The 14,227-nt window shown below is 51.1% G+C and carries 14 protein-coding genes; 2 read left to right on the plus strand and 12 right to left on the minus strand.

Translation table 11 applies throughout. The annotated features are described in order from the left end of the window. Positions 1–546: 546 nt before the first annotated feature. The 8 genes from LZ24_RS00005 to LZ24_RS00035 form a co-directional block, all read right to left on the minus strand. Positions 547–1,395: a hypothetical protein gene (locus LZ24_RS00005; RefSeq protein ID WP_144681031.1), complete on the minus strand. Its 849-nt coding sequence runs from the start codon at positions 1,393–1,395 to the stop codon at positions 547–549. Next, a complete protein-coding gene (locus LZ24_RS00010) occupies positions 1,392–2,210 on the minus strand; it encodes an ABC transporter permease (protein ID WP_144681033.1) in 819 nt (272 codons plus the stop codon). Before LZ24_RS00010 ends, LZ24_RS00005 begins: the two co-directional genes overlap by 4 nt. 2 nt (positions 2,211–2,212) lie before the next feature. Next, positions 2,213–3,166 (minus strand): ABC transporter ATP-binding protein, encoded by a 954-nt coding sequence (locus LZ24_RS00015; protein WP_186442835.1) that lies wholly within the window; start codon positions 3,164–3,166, stop codon positions 2,213–2,215. 95 nt (positions 3,167–3,261) lie between these two features. After that, positions 3,262–3,678 carry a hypothetical protein gene (locus LZ24_RS00020; RefSeq protein WP_144681037.1) on the minus strand — a complete coding sequence of 139 codons (417 nt, stop codon included), beginning with the start codon at positions 3,676–3,678 and terminating at the stop codon, positions 3,262–3,264. A gap of 39 nt (positions 3,679–3,717) precedes the next feature. Beyond that, the gene (locus LZ24_RS17900; RefSeq protein WP_144681039.1) at positions 3,718–3,939 is read right to left on the minus strand and encodes a pilin; all 222 of its coding nucleotides are present in this window, start codon (positions 3,937–3,939) and stop codon (positions 3,718–3,720) included. Positions 3,940–4,235: 296 nt separating this feature from the next. Further along, positions 4,236–4,364: a hypothetical protein gene (locus tag LZ24_RS17905; protein ID WP_281282263.1), complete on the minus strand. Its 129-nt coding sequence runs from the start codon at positions 4,362–4,364 to the stop codon at positions 4,236–4,238. Between the two features lie 459 nt (positions 4,365–4,823). Then, entirely contained in the window at positions 4,824–5,381 is a 558-nt protein-coding gene (locus LZ24_RS00030; protein WP_144681041.1) for a YqgE/AlgH family protein, read from the minus strand. A gap of 40 nt (positions 5,382–5,421) precedes the next feature. Continuing rightward, on the minus strand, positions 5,422–7,140 hold the full coding sequence (locus LZ24_RS00035) for a methyl-accepting chemotaxis protein (RefSeq protein WP_144681043.1): 1,719 nt from the start codon (positions 7,138–7,140) through the stop codon (positions 5,422–5,424). 238 nt (positions 7,141–7,378) lie between these two features. Here LZ24_RS00035 and gspF point away from each other — a divergent pair, with 238 nt between their 5' ends. Then, complete coding sequence (gene gspF / locus LZ24_RS00040; RefSeq protein ID WP_144681045.1) at positions 7,379–8,599, plus strand: type II secretion system inner membrane protein GspF; 1,221 nt, start codon at positions 7,379–7,381, stop codon at positions 8,597–8,599. A 13-nt stretch (positions 8,600–8,612) separates the two neighbouring features. Here the strand turns inward: gspF and LZ24_RS00045 are convergent, their stop codons facing one another. Continuing rightward, positions 8,613–9,266: a TVP38/TMEM64 family protein gene (locus LZ24_RS00045; protein ID WP_144681047.1), complete on the minus strand. Its 654-nt coding sequence runs from the start codon at positions 9,264–9,266 to the stop codon at positions 8,613–8,615. Between the two features lie 268 nt (positions 9,267–9,534). Between LZ24_RS00045 and LZ24_RS00050 the strand changes: the two genes are divergently transcribed. Continuing rightward, positions 9,535–9,807, plus strand: coding sequence for a hypothetical protein (locus LZ24_RS00050; protein WP_144681049.1), 273 nt, complete (start codon positions 9,535–9,537; stop codon positions 9,805–9,807). Between the two features lie 408 nt (positions 9,808–10,215). Here the strand turns inward: LZ24_RS00050 and LZ24_RS00055 are convergent, their stop codons facing one another. From LZ24_RS00055 to LZ24_RS00065, 3 genes are read right to left on the minus strand one after another with little or no spacing between them, the layout of a single operon-like run. Then, a complete protein-coding gene (locus LZ24_RS00055) occupies positions 10,216–10,494 on the minus strand; it encodes a hypothetical protein (RefSeq protein ID WP_222427475.1) in 279 nt (92 codons plus the stop codon). Further along, on the minus strand, positions 10,487–12,466 hold the full coding sequence (locus LZ24_RS00060; protein ID WP_144681053.1) for an ABC transporter ATP-binding protein: 1,980 nt from the start codon (positions 12,464–12,466) through the stop codon (positions 10,487–10,489). The genes LZ24_RS00055 and LZ24_RS00060 overlap by 8 nt, the downstream gene beginning before the upstream one ends. Beyond that, positions 12,453–14,207: an ABC transporter ATP-binding protein gene (locus LZ24_RS00065; RefSeq protein ID WP_144681055.1), complete on the minus strand. Its 1,755-nt coding sequence runs from the start codon at positions 14,205–14,207 to the stop codon at positions 12,453–12,455. Before LZ24_RS00065 ends, LZ24_RS00060 begins: the two co-directional genes overlap by 14 nt. Between the last annotated feature and the right edge of the window lie 20 nt (positions 14,208–14,227).

The following is a 14,227-nucleotide window of genomic DNA, read 5'->3' on the forward strand; positions in this document are numbered from 1 at the left end:
CCATAAGTAATATTCATGCGTTTGAAGCTGGCTTGCTCCCCCTGCATCACAAAGATCCTTTTGACAGAATGCTGATTGCACAGGCACGCACCGAATCAATGATTATTTTATCCTCTGATTCATGTTTTAATTTTTATGAAGTTAATGTGAAGTGGTAATCTTGGAAAGTTCAAGGAAAGATGATCTGTCAGGCATACAGCGAAGCCCCCGGAGTTTGCAGAGCATCCTCAAAACATAAGGCTTGATAAAAATTGTGGGGAAAGCCCAGCCCCTTTTATTTCATGCCTTTTTTGCTTGACAAGCCAAGCTCGGCACTGGGTTCACACCGTTCCAAGCAACAAAAATTCCACAATATGTGGTGGCTTGCTGGCAATTAAAAGCACACGATATTGTATGCCGGAATGGTATGAGCCCAGTGCCCGGATAGAGGACTTGCACCTCCAATCTCATGACGGCTTATCTTTATCTCGGCGCACTGGGTATCCGATGGTTTCGTTTCAGTCTGCTTGTGGTGTTGTACACGATGGTTTGATAAAATGATTTGGCTCACTTATCCAGCAACCCGCTTGTGGTATATACCCGCCCCCCCCGCATAATCAGCTCACCACCATAGGGATCTTTCGGCAGCGTCTCCAGAAGCCCTTTTACCACCATCCCTTCCCAGCTTTCCGGGTATTTTTTATACTTCCCATAATAAATTTTTATCTGCTCTTCCAGGTAATCCAAGAGCTCCAAAGCCTCAAGCCTTTTTTTCATATGCTGCAAGAGGCTGGGATGCCGTGTTTCTGCAATGGACTGGCGCAAAAGAAAAATGGCGGGTTTGTAGGTTCCCGCATCCGCAGCCAGACGTGTCGCCAGCATGGGAAGGTAAGAGGGCGATCCCTTTTTGTCGGAAGCAAGTCCCATGTAATGGGCACCGCAGGCCGTATCCCCAAGGAAATAAAAACAATTGAAGCCAAGAAAATAGGGAGGCCGCCAGTCCGTATCCTTATGTTTCATGGCCTTTTCAAGAAACATTCTAGCGGTATCAAAATCTTCAAAATCCCAGGTGAGTGTCATTACCGCAAAAAGGTAGGGGTCCCAGAAGCGCGGGTCAAGGTCTGTGACGGTATGGATGGAGGAAACCAGATAATTATGATGCCTTTCTCCAAAGGGAACCTGTTTTCCGATTTCTTCTCCCAAAGTCATAATGGTCTGAAGAAAAACAAAGTTCGACACCAGTCCTTTAAAGCGAAGGCTCATGGGATACAAAACCCTGGAGGGGAGGGTATAGCCCACGGGGGTGTCATGAAGCACACCCGCTCTCTGGCTGTGGCTCCACTGCCATGCAAGGGAAAAGAGAAAAATCAAACAGCAGAATAAAGCCCCCTGCATGAAAAAAGCCCTGATCTTCATGCAAGCTCCCTTCTTTTGAAAAAAAAGGAGGCCAGAAAGAGCAGAATAGCGATGTAGCTTGCCGCATAGACACTGATGGAAGCCACATAGGAAAAGGGCAGGAGAATGCCGTGGGCAGCCTGGGCTTTCAAATCAAAGAGGGCCATATTGGGAAAAACATAACGGGAGATTTCAATGAGAAAATGAACGGGGCCAGACAGGGGAATTTCTGCCGTTGCGGTCTGAAGGTAGCGGTAAACAGTTTCCACATTTTCGCCAACAATATAAATGGATACACTGAAAAGGAGAGTCAAAAATCCCGATGAGCTGAAGGAGGCAAAAAAGACCACAAGGCCGTTAATGAGGGCAAAAACCAGCCATTCGCCCAGAATGGCCAGCAAAAAGGCATCCATCCGGAAGGCCTGGAAATAAGCACTATACATGCTTTTTGCCAGAAGCATACCAGCCAGGGCAAAAAAGGCCAGAATGGCCGTGGCCACTGTCACCAGAAGAAGGATACCCGCATATTTTCCAAGGATGTAATCGGAACGGCTGAAGGGTTTGGCCAACACCACATAGATGGTTTTGCGTTCCAGATCTTTGGCCAGAAGCTGGGGACTGATGAAAAAGGAAAGCAGTAGACCGGCAAAGGCGATGGCCGAAAGCATGAAGTCGCTGGCCACCTTTCCAAGTTCCCGCATGAAAAAGCTCAGGACAATCAGCCCCAGCACCATGACAAAAAGGGAAAAGAGAAAGATACCGTACAGCGCACGGTCCCGTACGCCTTCTTTAAACGTGATGCCCGCCAGTGCGGCAATGCCCCTGATCTTCTCCATGCTTATCCTGCCATTTCTGCGCATGCGTACGTTGACGTGCTTGCAATCACCTGTGAAAAAACAGCTTCCAGGGAGGATTCGGGGCTTTTAATTTCGAGCACCTCCAGACCTTCCCGCCTACACAAATGCAGGAGGTCAGGAAGAGTTTCCGGCAGGCAGCGAACAAGGGAATGTCCGTTTTGAAGGGCCTCAATGGAAGCCCCCTCTGAAGGCGGGAGCTTTCCAGATACAAGTACCCTCAATTCCCCGGAAAGCCCTGCCATTTCTTCTTTTCGGATTTCCTTTGCAATCCGTCCCTGATGCAGAATAACAATGCGATCCGCCATGCGCTCCACATCATTTAAGATGTGGGAACAAAAAAGGATGGTCTTTCCCTTTTGTTTGAGATCCAGCATGAGATCCGCCACCATTTTACGTCCAAAGGGATCAAGGCCGGACATGGGTTCATCCAGAATGAGAATATCCGGATCACTCACCATGGCAAGGGCAAGGCCCGTGCGCTGCACCATGCCCTTGGAGAAGGTACGAAGGCGTTTGCGCGCCGCATGAGCCATACCCACGGCCCTGAGGCAGGAAACGATGCGTTCTTTTTTCTCACTTCGGGAAAGGAATTGGTGGCAGAGGCCAAAGGAAAGGAGTTCTTCAGGGGTAAGGTGATCGTAATAATAGGGATTTTCAGGGAGATAACCCAGGTGCTTTCTGGCTTCGGGCTGGTCTGCTGGAATACCTGCAATGGAAACTGTGCCACTGCTCTGGCGGGTCAGGCCCAGAATGTGTTTGACCAGGGTGGTTTTGCCTGCTCCGTTGAGACCGATGATGCCCAGGACTTTTCCCCGTGAAACGGCAAGGGTGATATTGCTGAGTATGGTGCGCTCATGACGTATCAGAAACTTTTCCTGTGACCGAAGTTTTTTGAAAAGATTTTTAATCTGGATTACGGGGTGAGGCTGGGTCATAGGAATCTCCGGGACTGTATAAAGTACAGGGAATGTTTCCTTTGGGTCAGGAGACATTCCCTGTGGGGATTTAATACTCAGCAGATTTTTAAAAATCAGGAGGAAGAGCCACCCATATATGTCCACTCATCTTCATCTTCAAACACGTCACCTTCTCCATCGAGGTCACCAACTTCACCAGAAGGAGCTTCGTCGTCTTCATCTGTTTTTGCTCTTTGATAGTAGCCTTGTGTATCCGAGAAGATGCCATATACCATACCCTGGGGTACTTTGGCAGAAACGGACATTGCAGTAAGGGCAAAGTAGTGACGCTCTGCATTGACGGACATTGATACGGAGGGGGATGGCTGAAACTCAAAGTCGGCATTTGCTATGCCATCATCATCAGCGAAATGCCCCGCTCCTATTTCAATTTTTTCACCTTCTCCTGTCGTAACTGTATCAGCATAAGCCATGCCTGACAGGGCAACAGCTGCAAAAGCGGTAAGCATATAAAGCCATATTTTTTTCATGTGATCCTCCAGTGTAGAAACTGTCAGTTTTGATAAAATTTAGTTGCCGGGGTAGGTGTTCCAGGTAGCGTGGAAACCTTCCATGTCTGTTCTGAGGTTGCGGGCATCGCTTAATGCCTGGGAATTGTATCCCCTTGCCCGATAACTGGCAAACTGGGGGATGGCCACTGCGGCCAGAATACCGATGATGGCAATAACAATCATCAGCTCGATCAGTGTGAAACCCTTCTGGTCATGTCTGATTCTTACTTTACTGAGCATAGGAAACTCCTTTCATGAAGCCGTTTGGTGTGTATGGGGGAACCTTGCAAGGTTCCTCTAAAAACCCTTTTTTTAAGGATTGTACTGCCTGAAAAAATAAGAAAATTTACTTTTTAGGTTTATGTGCGTAATTTATCCACTCATCACTGCTTTTTCCAGAGGTCGTTTTCTCTTGGTATTCTATAAAGATGTCCGCATCTTTTTCATCCCGTATGTGCTGCACCTTTTCCGTCATTTTTTTAAGATGCTTGCCAATCTGGCTATGCACTGCCTTAAAAAGGTTTGGAGCTGTTATGCTAAGCATAAAGGGCTTCAATATAGGCCCTCTGGTTTTCCTGCGCCATTTTGAGAATCAGTTCATGGGTGGTGAATTTTTCATCCATGGCTGGCAGGGTGTGGCTGAGCGTTTGTAAAAGATCCTGCATCTGAGCTTTCCTTTTATGCTTGGGTGTCAGGTGATTGTTTCTTTCACCTGCTTGCCGAAAATCTTGAATTTAGCTTAATGCATCTTGTGTGCCACAACTTTCATAAATATTGTTTTTCCAATTCTGTCGCAGTCCTGAACCATTTTTAAAATCTTGGGGGCATCCTACAGAAAAAGCTTTGACAAAAAAAGTCATTTTTATGGGGCCGTTTGTGACAAAAAATGGCAAAGCAAAACCGCAACGAAGGAAAACTTCAATCTGAAAAAAGCAGCGTGAACATCAGTCTGAGGCCGGGAACCACCTTGAAGAATCCGGACCCATCCAACCCTACTGATTATCAGCATTCCAGAAAGAACAGAACCAAAACAAAGGATGGTCCCCGTCAAATCGGCAATGATTGAACAATACTTTTTTAGGGGCTGCTTCTCAAAAACTGCCGTGCAGAACATAAAACAAGGCTCAGGCAGTGCCCCCATCTGCCGAAAGAAACTCCGGCCTGATCCCCATTTCCGCCAGCACCCTGTCCCAACAGCGCTCCACAGGTAAAGAAAGAAGGGTCTCCGCAGAAACCGGATGCACCAGCCAGACATTCTCGCATATTTCATTTTCAAGCTGCCCCGGACTCCATCCGGAGCAGCCAAGCATCATTCTATACTGCTGCGGCCCTTCCCCTTCGGCAAGGGCTTCCACAATATCCCTTGAAAAACTAAGGGCAATGGACGAGGTGATGGGAAGACAGCTCTTCCAGTCAAAGGGCGGACCATGGAGAATAAAAAGGCCGTCTTCCCGCACGGGGCCTCCGCAGAAAACCGGAGAAAAACCCCGGCCTCCCTTTGGAAAGATCCCGATGGAACGCATGACATCCGCTTCGGACACCCCCTCCACGGGGTTGTTCACCACAATTCCGAAACTTCCGCCTGCATCGTGAATGGCCATGCATACCACAGCCCGTGTAAACCAGGGATCATCCAGTTTCGGCATGGCCACCAGAGACTGCCCTGCAAAAGGATTGTCCATCACCACCACCTCGCATCACACCTGAAGTCATCCACCTTCATTAAATCCTGAAACGCTGCACCTGAGACTGCACCTCTGCCATCTGTTTTCTCATGGAAGAAGCCTGCTGATTCAGGGTTCGGCTGCTCTGTACCACATCATCGGTGGACCTGTGTACCTCCACAATGTCCTTTGCAATCTCAGAAGCAGCTATGGAAGCTTCTGAAACATTGTGGTTCATTTCCTGAATCCCCTGGGATGCCTGAACCACATTGTCCGCTATTTCCCTTGTGGTATTGCTCTGCTCCTCCACCGCCGTTGCAATGGAAACCACAATGGCATTCACATCCTGTATCACCGTAAGAATTTTTGCAATACGATCCACCGTAAGGGAGGTGGACTGCTGAATGCCGTCAATCTTCTCCCGGATCTCTTCGGTGGCGTTGCCGGTCTGCCTTGCCAGCTCTTTGATTTCATTGGCAACAACCGCAAATCCCTTGCCCGCATCTCCGGCACGGGCAGCCTCTATGGTGGCATTCAGGGCCAGAAGATTGGTCTGGTCAGAAATGTTGTTGATGGTTTCCGTGACCTGCCCCACTTCCCTTGCGGCATTGCCAAGGGTTTCCATCTGACGGGAGGCCTCTTCTGCCTGGGCAACGGCATCTTCGGTGATGGCACGGGCCCGCTCAGAGTTGGAAGCAATCTCATTGATGGTTTCTGTCATCTGTTCTGCGGCCTGAGCCACCATGGAAACATTGGTGGTGGTCTGCTCCACTGCCGCAGCCACGGAATTCATGTTGCTGCTCATTTCCTCACTGGCCGCAGCCACGGAATTGGCCCTTGAGGCGTTTTCTTCGGCATTTTCATTGAGAAGTTCCGAAATCCGGCCAAGGTCATCGGTCATGGACTGCAGCTCAACACCGGATTTTCCAATACTTCCCATCATGGTCCGCAGCTCCGAGGACATGGTATTCATGGCCTTGACCATGCGTCCGAATTCATCTTCTGAATCATATCTTTCCTGACGGGTCAGATCACCGGAAGCAACGGCCTGGGTGATGGATTCTGAAAGGTTCAGAGGCCTCAGAACATTCCGCCGGATCTGCCACCAGCCAAGGCCCACAACCACGGAAAGAATCCCCAGCACCCAGAGGGCAACGGAAATCCTTGCCCGGGCCACGGCCCTGTGGGCATCCTCCAGAGAAGAAATAATCTGAAAGGCACCATGCACCTCACCAACCTTCCATCCCTCACGGATACCGCCCACGGGATCTCTGGTTCCCTTTGGATCGCCATGACAGGCCATACATTCCTGAGTCAGGGTAATGGCCTTGAAATAACGCACCTGATCCTTTTCAAATATTATCTTTTCACTGATCTGCCCTTTTGCCAGCTCCCGGAGTACGGCTTCCTCCACGGCATCCGGTCTGTTTACAGGGTTCCTTGGATTGATTTTAGGGGCCCGGAAACGATACCCCGCTTCTTCGGCATTGCTTGCCGCCATATTTAAGGCTGTAATTACAGGGACAGCCTCCATGATCTGATGGCGCTCCAGTTCTTCATAGGGACGCATGACGCCCATTTCCAGCTTTTTGGCCATCTCGTTCCTTGCGGCTTCCGCCATCAGAACAATGGCCCGGCTTTTCTCAAGAATCCCCTCCTCTGCGCCCCTGCGGATATCTCCCACCCGCATGACAGCCAGAATCAAAGCCACAACCAGAGGGCCAGATGCCACAATGGCCAGAATCTTCCAGCGCACGCTTAAATCCTTAAATTTCATGAAAAACGTCTCCTTGATGGGGTAAAGGCAGGCGGACTCTTTATTTTGGTATCCGTCACCGGATGACAAAGACATCCTTTATTTATACGTGAAAGCCAGCTTCTTGCAAAGCATCAATTCACTCCTTGACAAGCATCCCTGCAAATGTTCTCTATTTCCAGAGAATGACCATCAGCCCAAGCGGTATGCAGTCCGTGAACTGCAAAAACAGCCATCTATCTTTACGGCGGAGAAAAACATGCCCGTTTTTGAATATTCAGCCCTCAATGCCAAAGGAAAGCGCTGTCAGGGCATTATTGATGCCGACAGCATGCAGGTGGCCCGTACCCGCCTCCGGGAACGCAGCCTCTACCCCACAGAAGTACGGGAAGCCCACAGCCGCATTCAGGAAAAAAAAAATATTCTTCACTTTTTTTCCCATGGCAGGCTCCGGCCAAAGGATATCAGCCTGATAACAAGGCAGCTTGCCACCCTGACGGGAGCAGGCTTTCCCCTTGTGTCGGCCTTAGGCTCCGTCATCAGCCAGACCCGTTCAACGCCTGTGAAACGAACCCTTTCCCGCATCAAGGATGCCGTGGAAGGAGGAGCTGGCTTTGCCGATGCTCTGGATGCGGAATCCGGTACCTTTTCCCCGATTTATGTCAATATGGTGCGGTCCGGAGAAAGCTCCGGCACACTGGAGCTGGTGCTGGAAAGGCTTGCGGATCTTCTGGAAAATCAGCAGGCCCTGAAATCAAAGATACAGTCTGCTCTGGCTTACCCCATTCTCATGGCCCTTTTTGGCGGTCTGGTTCTCTTCGCCCTCATGACCTTCATTGTACCGGGGCTGGTGGCTATTTTTGCGGACATGCAGCAGGAGCTTCCCGGCCCCACAAAGCTTCTGCTCAGCACCAGTGAATTCCTCAAAGCCACCTGGTGGCTGCTGCTGCCCCTTCTGATTGCCTTGCCTTTCATTTTCAGACAGGCCCGGAAATCCCGGCGGCTGGGAACACAGGTGGACGCCTTTATCCTGAAAATCCCCATTGCCGGAAGTCTTGCCACCAAGCTGGCCGTCACCCGCTGCTGCAGAACCCTTGGCTCCCTCTTGGCCAATGGTGTTCCCATTCTGACAGCCCTTGGCATCGTGGAAAATGTGGTGGGAAACAAGCTTCTTGCAAAAAGCATTGCCCAGGCAGCGAGGGCCGTGGAAAGGGGGGACGGTCTGGCCGAGTCTCTGGCAGCAGGCAGGGGATTTCCTGACATGGCCCTGCAGATGATTCAGATTGGCGAGCGCAGCGGCAGTCTGGAGGCCATGCTGGAAAAGGTGGCAGACATCTACCAGAATGAAAGCCAGAATACGGTAACGGCCCTCACCTCCATGCTGGAGCCCATTGTGATACTGGTCATGGGAATCAGTGTAGGGCTGATTGTACTGGCCATCTGCCTGCCCATCTTTGAAATGAACCAGCTTATCCGATGACCATTCCACAGGCTCAGGCTTCGGAATCTGTGTTTTTCAGGTAACGGTTCCTTCGTCGCAGGTACCAGAACCCGATGGCAAGCAGCGCCAGTGCAAACATTACGGCTGAAAGCATGCCCCAGTCCTTCTCCAGAAGGGATTCCCCTAAAAGGACAAAGGATGCGGCATAGGCCATGCTGATGGAAAAACTGATGCCGAAATAAATACGGAAAGGCACGCCGCTCAGGGCAATTAAATAATTTTTGGCAAAGGCCGGTACACCGGGTACCAGCTTGGCACCAATGGTAAAAGCAAGAAATCGTCCGGGCTTCACTTCCGGCAGATGGAATGAGGTCCTGTTCAGCATTTTTACCAACAAAGGACGCAGCCCGCTTCTGGATACCCAGTGGCATAAAACCAGATTGGCTGCAAGGCTGAGCCCCGAACCCATAAGACCTGTGGCCCAGCCAAAGGTTGCACCTGCCAGTATATAAAAGGGCGTTGTGGGAAAACCAAAAAGGGGAAGAAGGGTCAGGGCAAGAAAAAAGGGAAAAGGGCCTGCCTGTTGCTTCCAGACAAAAAAAAGTTCCCTGTCCCAGGAAAACCACAGCCATAGCAGCAGCAGGGCCAACAGAAAAAATCCAGCCACACGCAAAAAAAGACCGATCTTCTTATGAACCGCCAACATATCTCTAACCTTTCACATCCCGCACAATAAAAGAACCTGTTCCCCTTCCGGAAAGATCCTGTTTCTGAAAGATCCCCATGCCAGACACAATCCTTGCCTTGACGCAAAGAAAAAAGAGGGTATAAATAGGGCCGGACTTAAAAAAATCAGACCGTTTTGTCCAGAGGGCAGAAAACTTTGCCCTCGTGACGGTATAAAATCTGAAAAACATGCCCATGGCATACCAGCAACCGCATCAGTCCATAACATTTTAACTGGAGGATTACCCGTGAAAAACCTTTTCTATGTTGCCCTTGCCGCATCCGCCCTGATGTTCACCGCCTGCACCGCAGAAAAAAGCACCCCTGAAATTGCCGCAGACAAATATGTCAAAGGCCAGATTGTCATTGGCGAAGGCCTGAAGGCAGATACATCCGGACTTACCTTCACCCTGATTGAAACCATTGAAGAAACTGCCCTTGTGGAAGTTGCCGGAACCATCAGTGTAGAAGGTCAGGTTCAGGCCGTGAAGAACGAAAAAGGTCAGTGGGAAATCAAATAAGACACCCGTGCAGGATGGTCTTTTCAGGCCGTCCTGTCTTTTGTCCTGAGAACAACCCAACTATTCAACATATTTTATCTAAAATTCCAGCACTATATTCTTTAACAGCTTCATACTGTTGCAAGGTACCTTGGCTATTTGCAAGTGACGTTGCAATCGTTTCGGATCAGAGCTTTGAAGCCCTGTGCGAAAGAAGCGGCAAACTGTCTGAGCCGCCACAAAGGCAGCGTGCTGAAGTCTGCCATGGCAATCAAAAAGCTTATCCTGCCTGTGGCGGGGAGTTTTTGCCGCTTCCGCACAGGGCTAGAAGCTCTAAGAATAAGATTGCGTCACGGGCAAATAGCTTAGGTGCCTATGCATATACCTGACAGGCATGAGCTTTAGCAAACTTTAAAAGTACAGAGGAAGTTACAGCACAAGCTCCATATCCGAAAAACGAAGAGTCCTTTTCTCCCCTTCCAGAACAAGCGTAATCCTTTCTTCCGTCCCGCCCTGCAGTTGGGGATACTTCCCCCTCAGACTTTTCAGATCCACGCTTTCAAGGATTTCCTTGAGCACTTCTGCCCGCTCAAACACCTTTTCATCGGCTCTGCCCTTTAAGGCCAGTGCTACGGCCCTTTCCTGCTGCCTCCGGATTTCCGTAAGAACACAGTGCCGGGAAAGATCCAGTTCCACTTTTTCAAGCATTTTTTCCATCCCTTTTCCCATGCCCTTTACCATCAGCTTCCCCCCCTTCCACGGATTCAAGGTGCTGCATGCGCCAGTAGAGTCCTTCCATGGCCAGAAGCTCCCCATGGGTGCCGCTTTCCACAATCCTTCCCTTCTGCAGCACAAGAATCCTGTCCGCATGGCGGGCCGTGGACAGGCGGTGGGCAATGAGAAAGGTGGTTCTGCCCCGCATCAGCCGGGAAAGGGCTTCCTGCACCACACCTTCGGATAAGGAATCCACATAGCTTGTGGCCTCATCCAGAATCAGAATCTCCGGATTCCCTGCAAAGGCTCTGGCGATGGAAACCAGTTGCCGCTCTCCGCTGGAAAGGGGTCTGCCATCCTCCTCCAGCACCGTATCCAGCCCTTTGGGAAGCCTTGAAAGGAGCAGCTCACACCCCGCATCTTTAAGCAGAGCCTCCAGTTTTTCGTCGGAGCTGGCATCTGCCCCATGCTGTATGTTTTCCCGAAGGGTGCCTGCAAAAAGAAAGGGATCCTGCATGACCATGGCAAGGCGGCTGCGCCAGGTATGCAGGCAGAGATCCCTCAGATCCACCCCGTTCACAAGGATGCTTCCCGCAACCGGATCCCAGAAACGCACCAGCAGACTGACCATGGATGTCTTGCCTGCCCCCGTCGGCCCCACAATGGCGATGGTCTGCCCGCGCTCTACCCTGAAATCCAGATCCTTTAAAATCAGCACATCTTTTTCATAACCAAAGGAAAGCTTTGAAAAGGTAAGGCTTTCCACGGGTCCGGGATTCACACCGCCCTTTTTCCCTTCAGCACCCATGGGTTCATCCAGAATCTGAAAAAGCCGTTCCGCACTGGAAAAGGCATTCTGAAGGGAATTGTATTTTTCAGCGATATCCCGTACCGGCCTGAAAAACATCCTCAGATAGCTGATATAGGCCACAAGCACCCCTAAGGATATCCCCTCGGATACCACCCGAAGTCCCCCATAATACAGAACCAGAGCCAGTCCAATGGAGCTTAAAACTTCCATGGCAGGCATGAATACGGCAAATATTTTCACCTGCCTCATTCCAGCATCATAATGACTGCGACTGACCCCGGAAAAAACCCTCTCCGTTTCCCTTTCCCAGCCAAAAAGCCGGATCACCGTCATGCCGCCGATGGTTTCGGAAAAACGGGAGTTGATTTCTGCAATGAGAACCCTGAGCTGCCGGAAAGCTTTTCTGGAACTTTTCGCAAAAAATACCGCCGTCAGGATAACAGGGGGCAGAATCATCAGGGTGACCAGCGCAAGGCGGACATCCAGAACAAAAAGCATGATGACAATGCCCAGCACCAGAAAAAAATCCTTGAACACAAAGGTCACCACGGAAGTAAACATCTCACTTAAGTTTTCCACATCGCCTGTCACACGGGTGACCATGCGGCCCAGAGGCGTTTCATGGAAATAGGCGATGGAGAGGCTTCGCAGGTGGGCAAAGATCGCCAGACGGATATCATAAATAATACGCTGCCCGCCCAGCTCCAGCAGCAGGGTATGGGCAAAGGCAATGCTCCCGTGGCAGATGGCCACCGCCAGCATGAGAAGGGCCAGCCAGACAACGCCCTGCCTGTCTGCCTTGCGCAGGGCAAAGGCGGTTTCTCCATCGGCAAGGCTTAAGGCCTCACGATAGACATAAAGCCCTTCCTTTTCCCTGTCGATGGCTTCGGGATAAGCCCTGATAAAGGCTGCCACCAGCGGATTTTCCGGGTCCACGGCAAGGCTTTCACCGGCAAGGGAGGGTGTTGGCAGGATGTGCCGGTCCACGGCCTGTTTGGTAAGCCATGGAATGGCAAGGTCCAGGGCCGTCAGGCCAAAAACCAGAAAAACGGCCAGAGAAAAAACAGCCATGTGGGGACGCATGAAAGGAAAGAGACGGCGGAAAAGGCCCATATCATCCTTTTTGTCCAGAGCCTTTTCCTTAAAAGTCTCCATGGCTATCCTCCATCAGGGCCGCTTCCATGGCCTGAATACGCCATGTTTTTGCATAGTAATCATCACTTTGCATTAAACGCTGATGGTCCCCTGTGGCCCGGATACGACCATTTTCCATCACCACAATGAGATCCGCATGGGATATGGCAGAAAAACGGTGGGATGCCAGAATCCTTGTATTTCCTTCAAGGCTGTCCAGCGCCTCCAGCATTCGTCCTGCGGTCACCGTATCCACCTGACTGACGGGATCATCCAGCAGCAGCAGGGGAGCAGGATTTAATAAGGTTCTGGCCAGAGCCACCCGCTGTTTCTGCCCGCCGGAAAGGGTCACGCCCCTTTCGCCCACAAGGGTTTCCAGTCCCATGGGAAAGGAGGCAAGGGTTTCTTCCAGCTGGGCCGCCCTGCATGCCGCCCCAAGCTTTTTTTCATCCACAGCTCCAAGACCTGCTATGTTATCCCTCAGGGTGCCGGAAAAAATCCAGGGTTCCTGGGGCAGAAAAAGAATCTGACGCCTCAGATCCTCCAGCCGCAGAGAGCTAACATCCCTGCCATCCAGAAGAATTTGCCCGGAATCCGGATCATAGAGCCTTGCCATCAACTGCAAAAGGGCGGTTTTGCCACTGCCCGGCGGCCCCGTAATACCCACCCGGCTTCCCGGAGGAATAACAAGAGAAATATCCGACAAAACCTCAGGCCCTTCCCGGCGGAATCCAAAACAGACATTTTTCAGAACAAGCCCCCCCTCAGAGGATAAAAGGGGCCTTGCATCCGCAGCATCCCTGATCCGGGGCGCTTCACCCATGACGGCAGCAAGGCGTTCAAGGGAGGCCCTCCCCCGTTGAATGAGGTTGGTCATCCAGCCAAGGGCCATCATGGGCCAGGTCAGCAGGCCAAGGTAGGAGAGAAAGGCCACAAAATCCCCCGTGCTGATGCGCCCTTCTATCACCATCCAGCCCCCTGCCCCCACCACAATGGCAAGGGCCAGATTGGTAAAAAGCACCATGGCAGGCATCATGAGACCCGTTGTCCTTGCAAGGGACATGCGGCGGGCAAGGTAATCATCGGATAAACGCCTGAGTCTTGTATCCATCAGTGGTCCCATACCAAAAACCTTCACCACCCTTATGCCGGAAAAGGCTTCTCGGACCATTTCCGTCATGTCTCCAAGGCCTTCCTGAACAGCGGTATAATTTTTGTGCATCCTTGTGCTCATCAGACGTGTGGTGAGGACAATGAAGGGCATGGGAATCAGGGCCAGCAGGGTCAAAGGCCCGCTGATCCAGAGCATGAAACCCACGGCAGCACCGCCCAGCAGGATGGCATCGGTCATGGCAACAATTCCCATACCTGTGGCCATGCGCACATTCATGATGTCACTGGTGGCTCTGGACATGAGATCGCCCGTTCGGTTCTGATCAAAAAAAGGGGCATCCAGCGTCAGAAGGTGGGCATAAAGCCTGTCCCTGAGCCCCCTTTCGATTTTTCTGGACGTACCGATCAGACAATGACGCCAACCATAACGGAAAACCGCAATGAAAAGGGCAAGCACCACCACAGTCAGGCCGTAGCGCAAAAGATCCCCATGCCCGGCCTCACCGGTGGAAAGGCCATCCACCACATGCTTCACCACCCGTGGAATCCAGAGCTGCAGGCCGTTCACCATCAGAAGAAATAAAAAACCAGCAAGGAACAGGTGGCGGTTTTCCACAATGTGGGGACGTAAAAGTGCATAGGGTTTCATGGACGTTTCTCTCATTTTGC

This window comes from Desulfobotulus alkaliphilus (genome assembly GCF_007830435.1).
Classification (GTDB): Bacteria; Desulfobacterota; Desulfobacteria; order Desulfobacterales; family ASO4-4; genus Desulfobotulus; species Desulfobotulus alkaliphilus.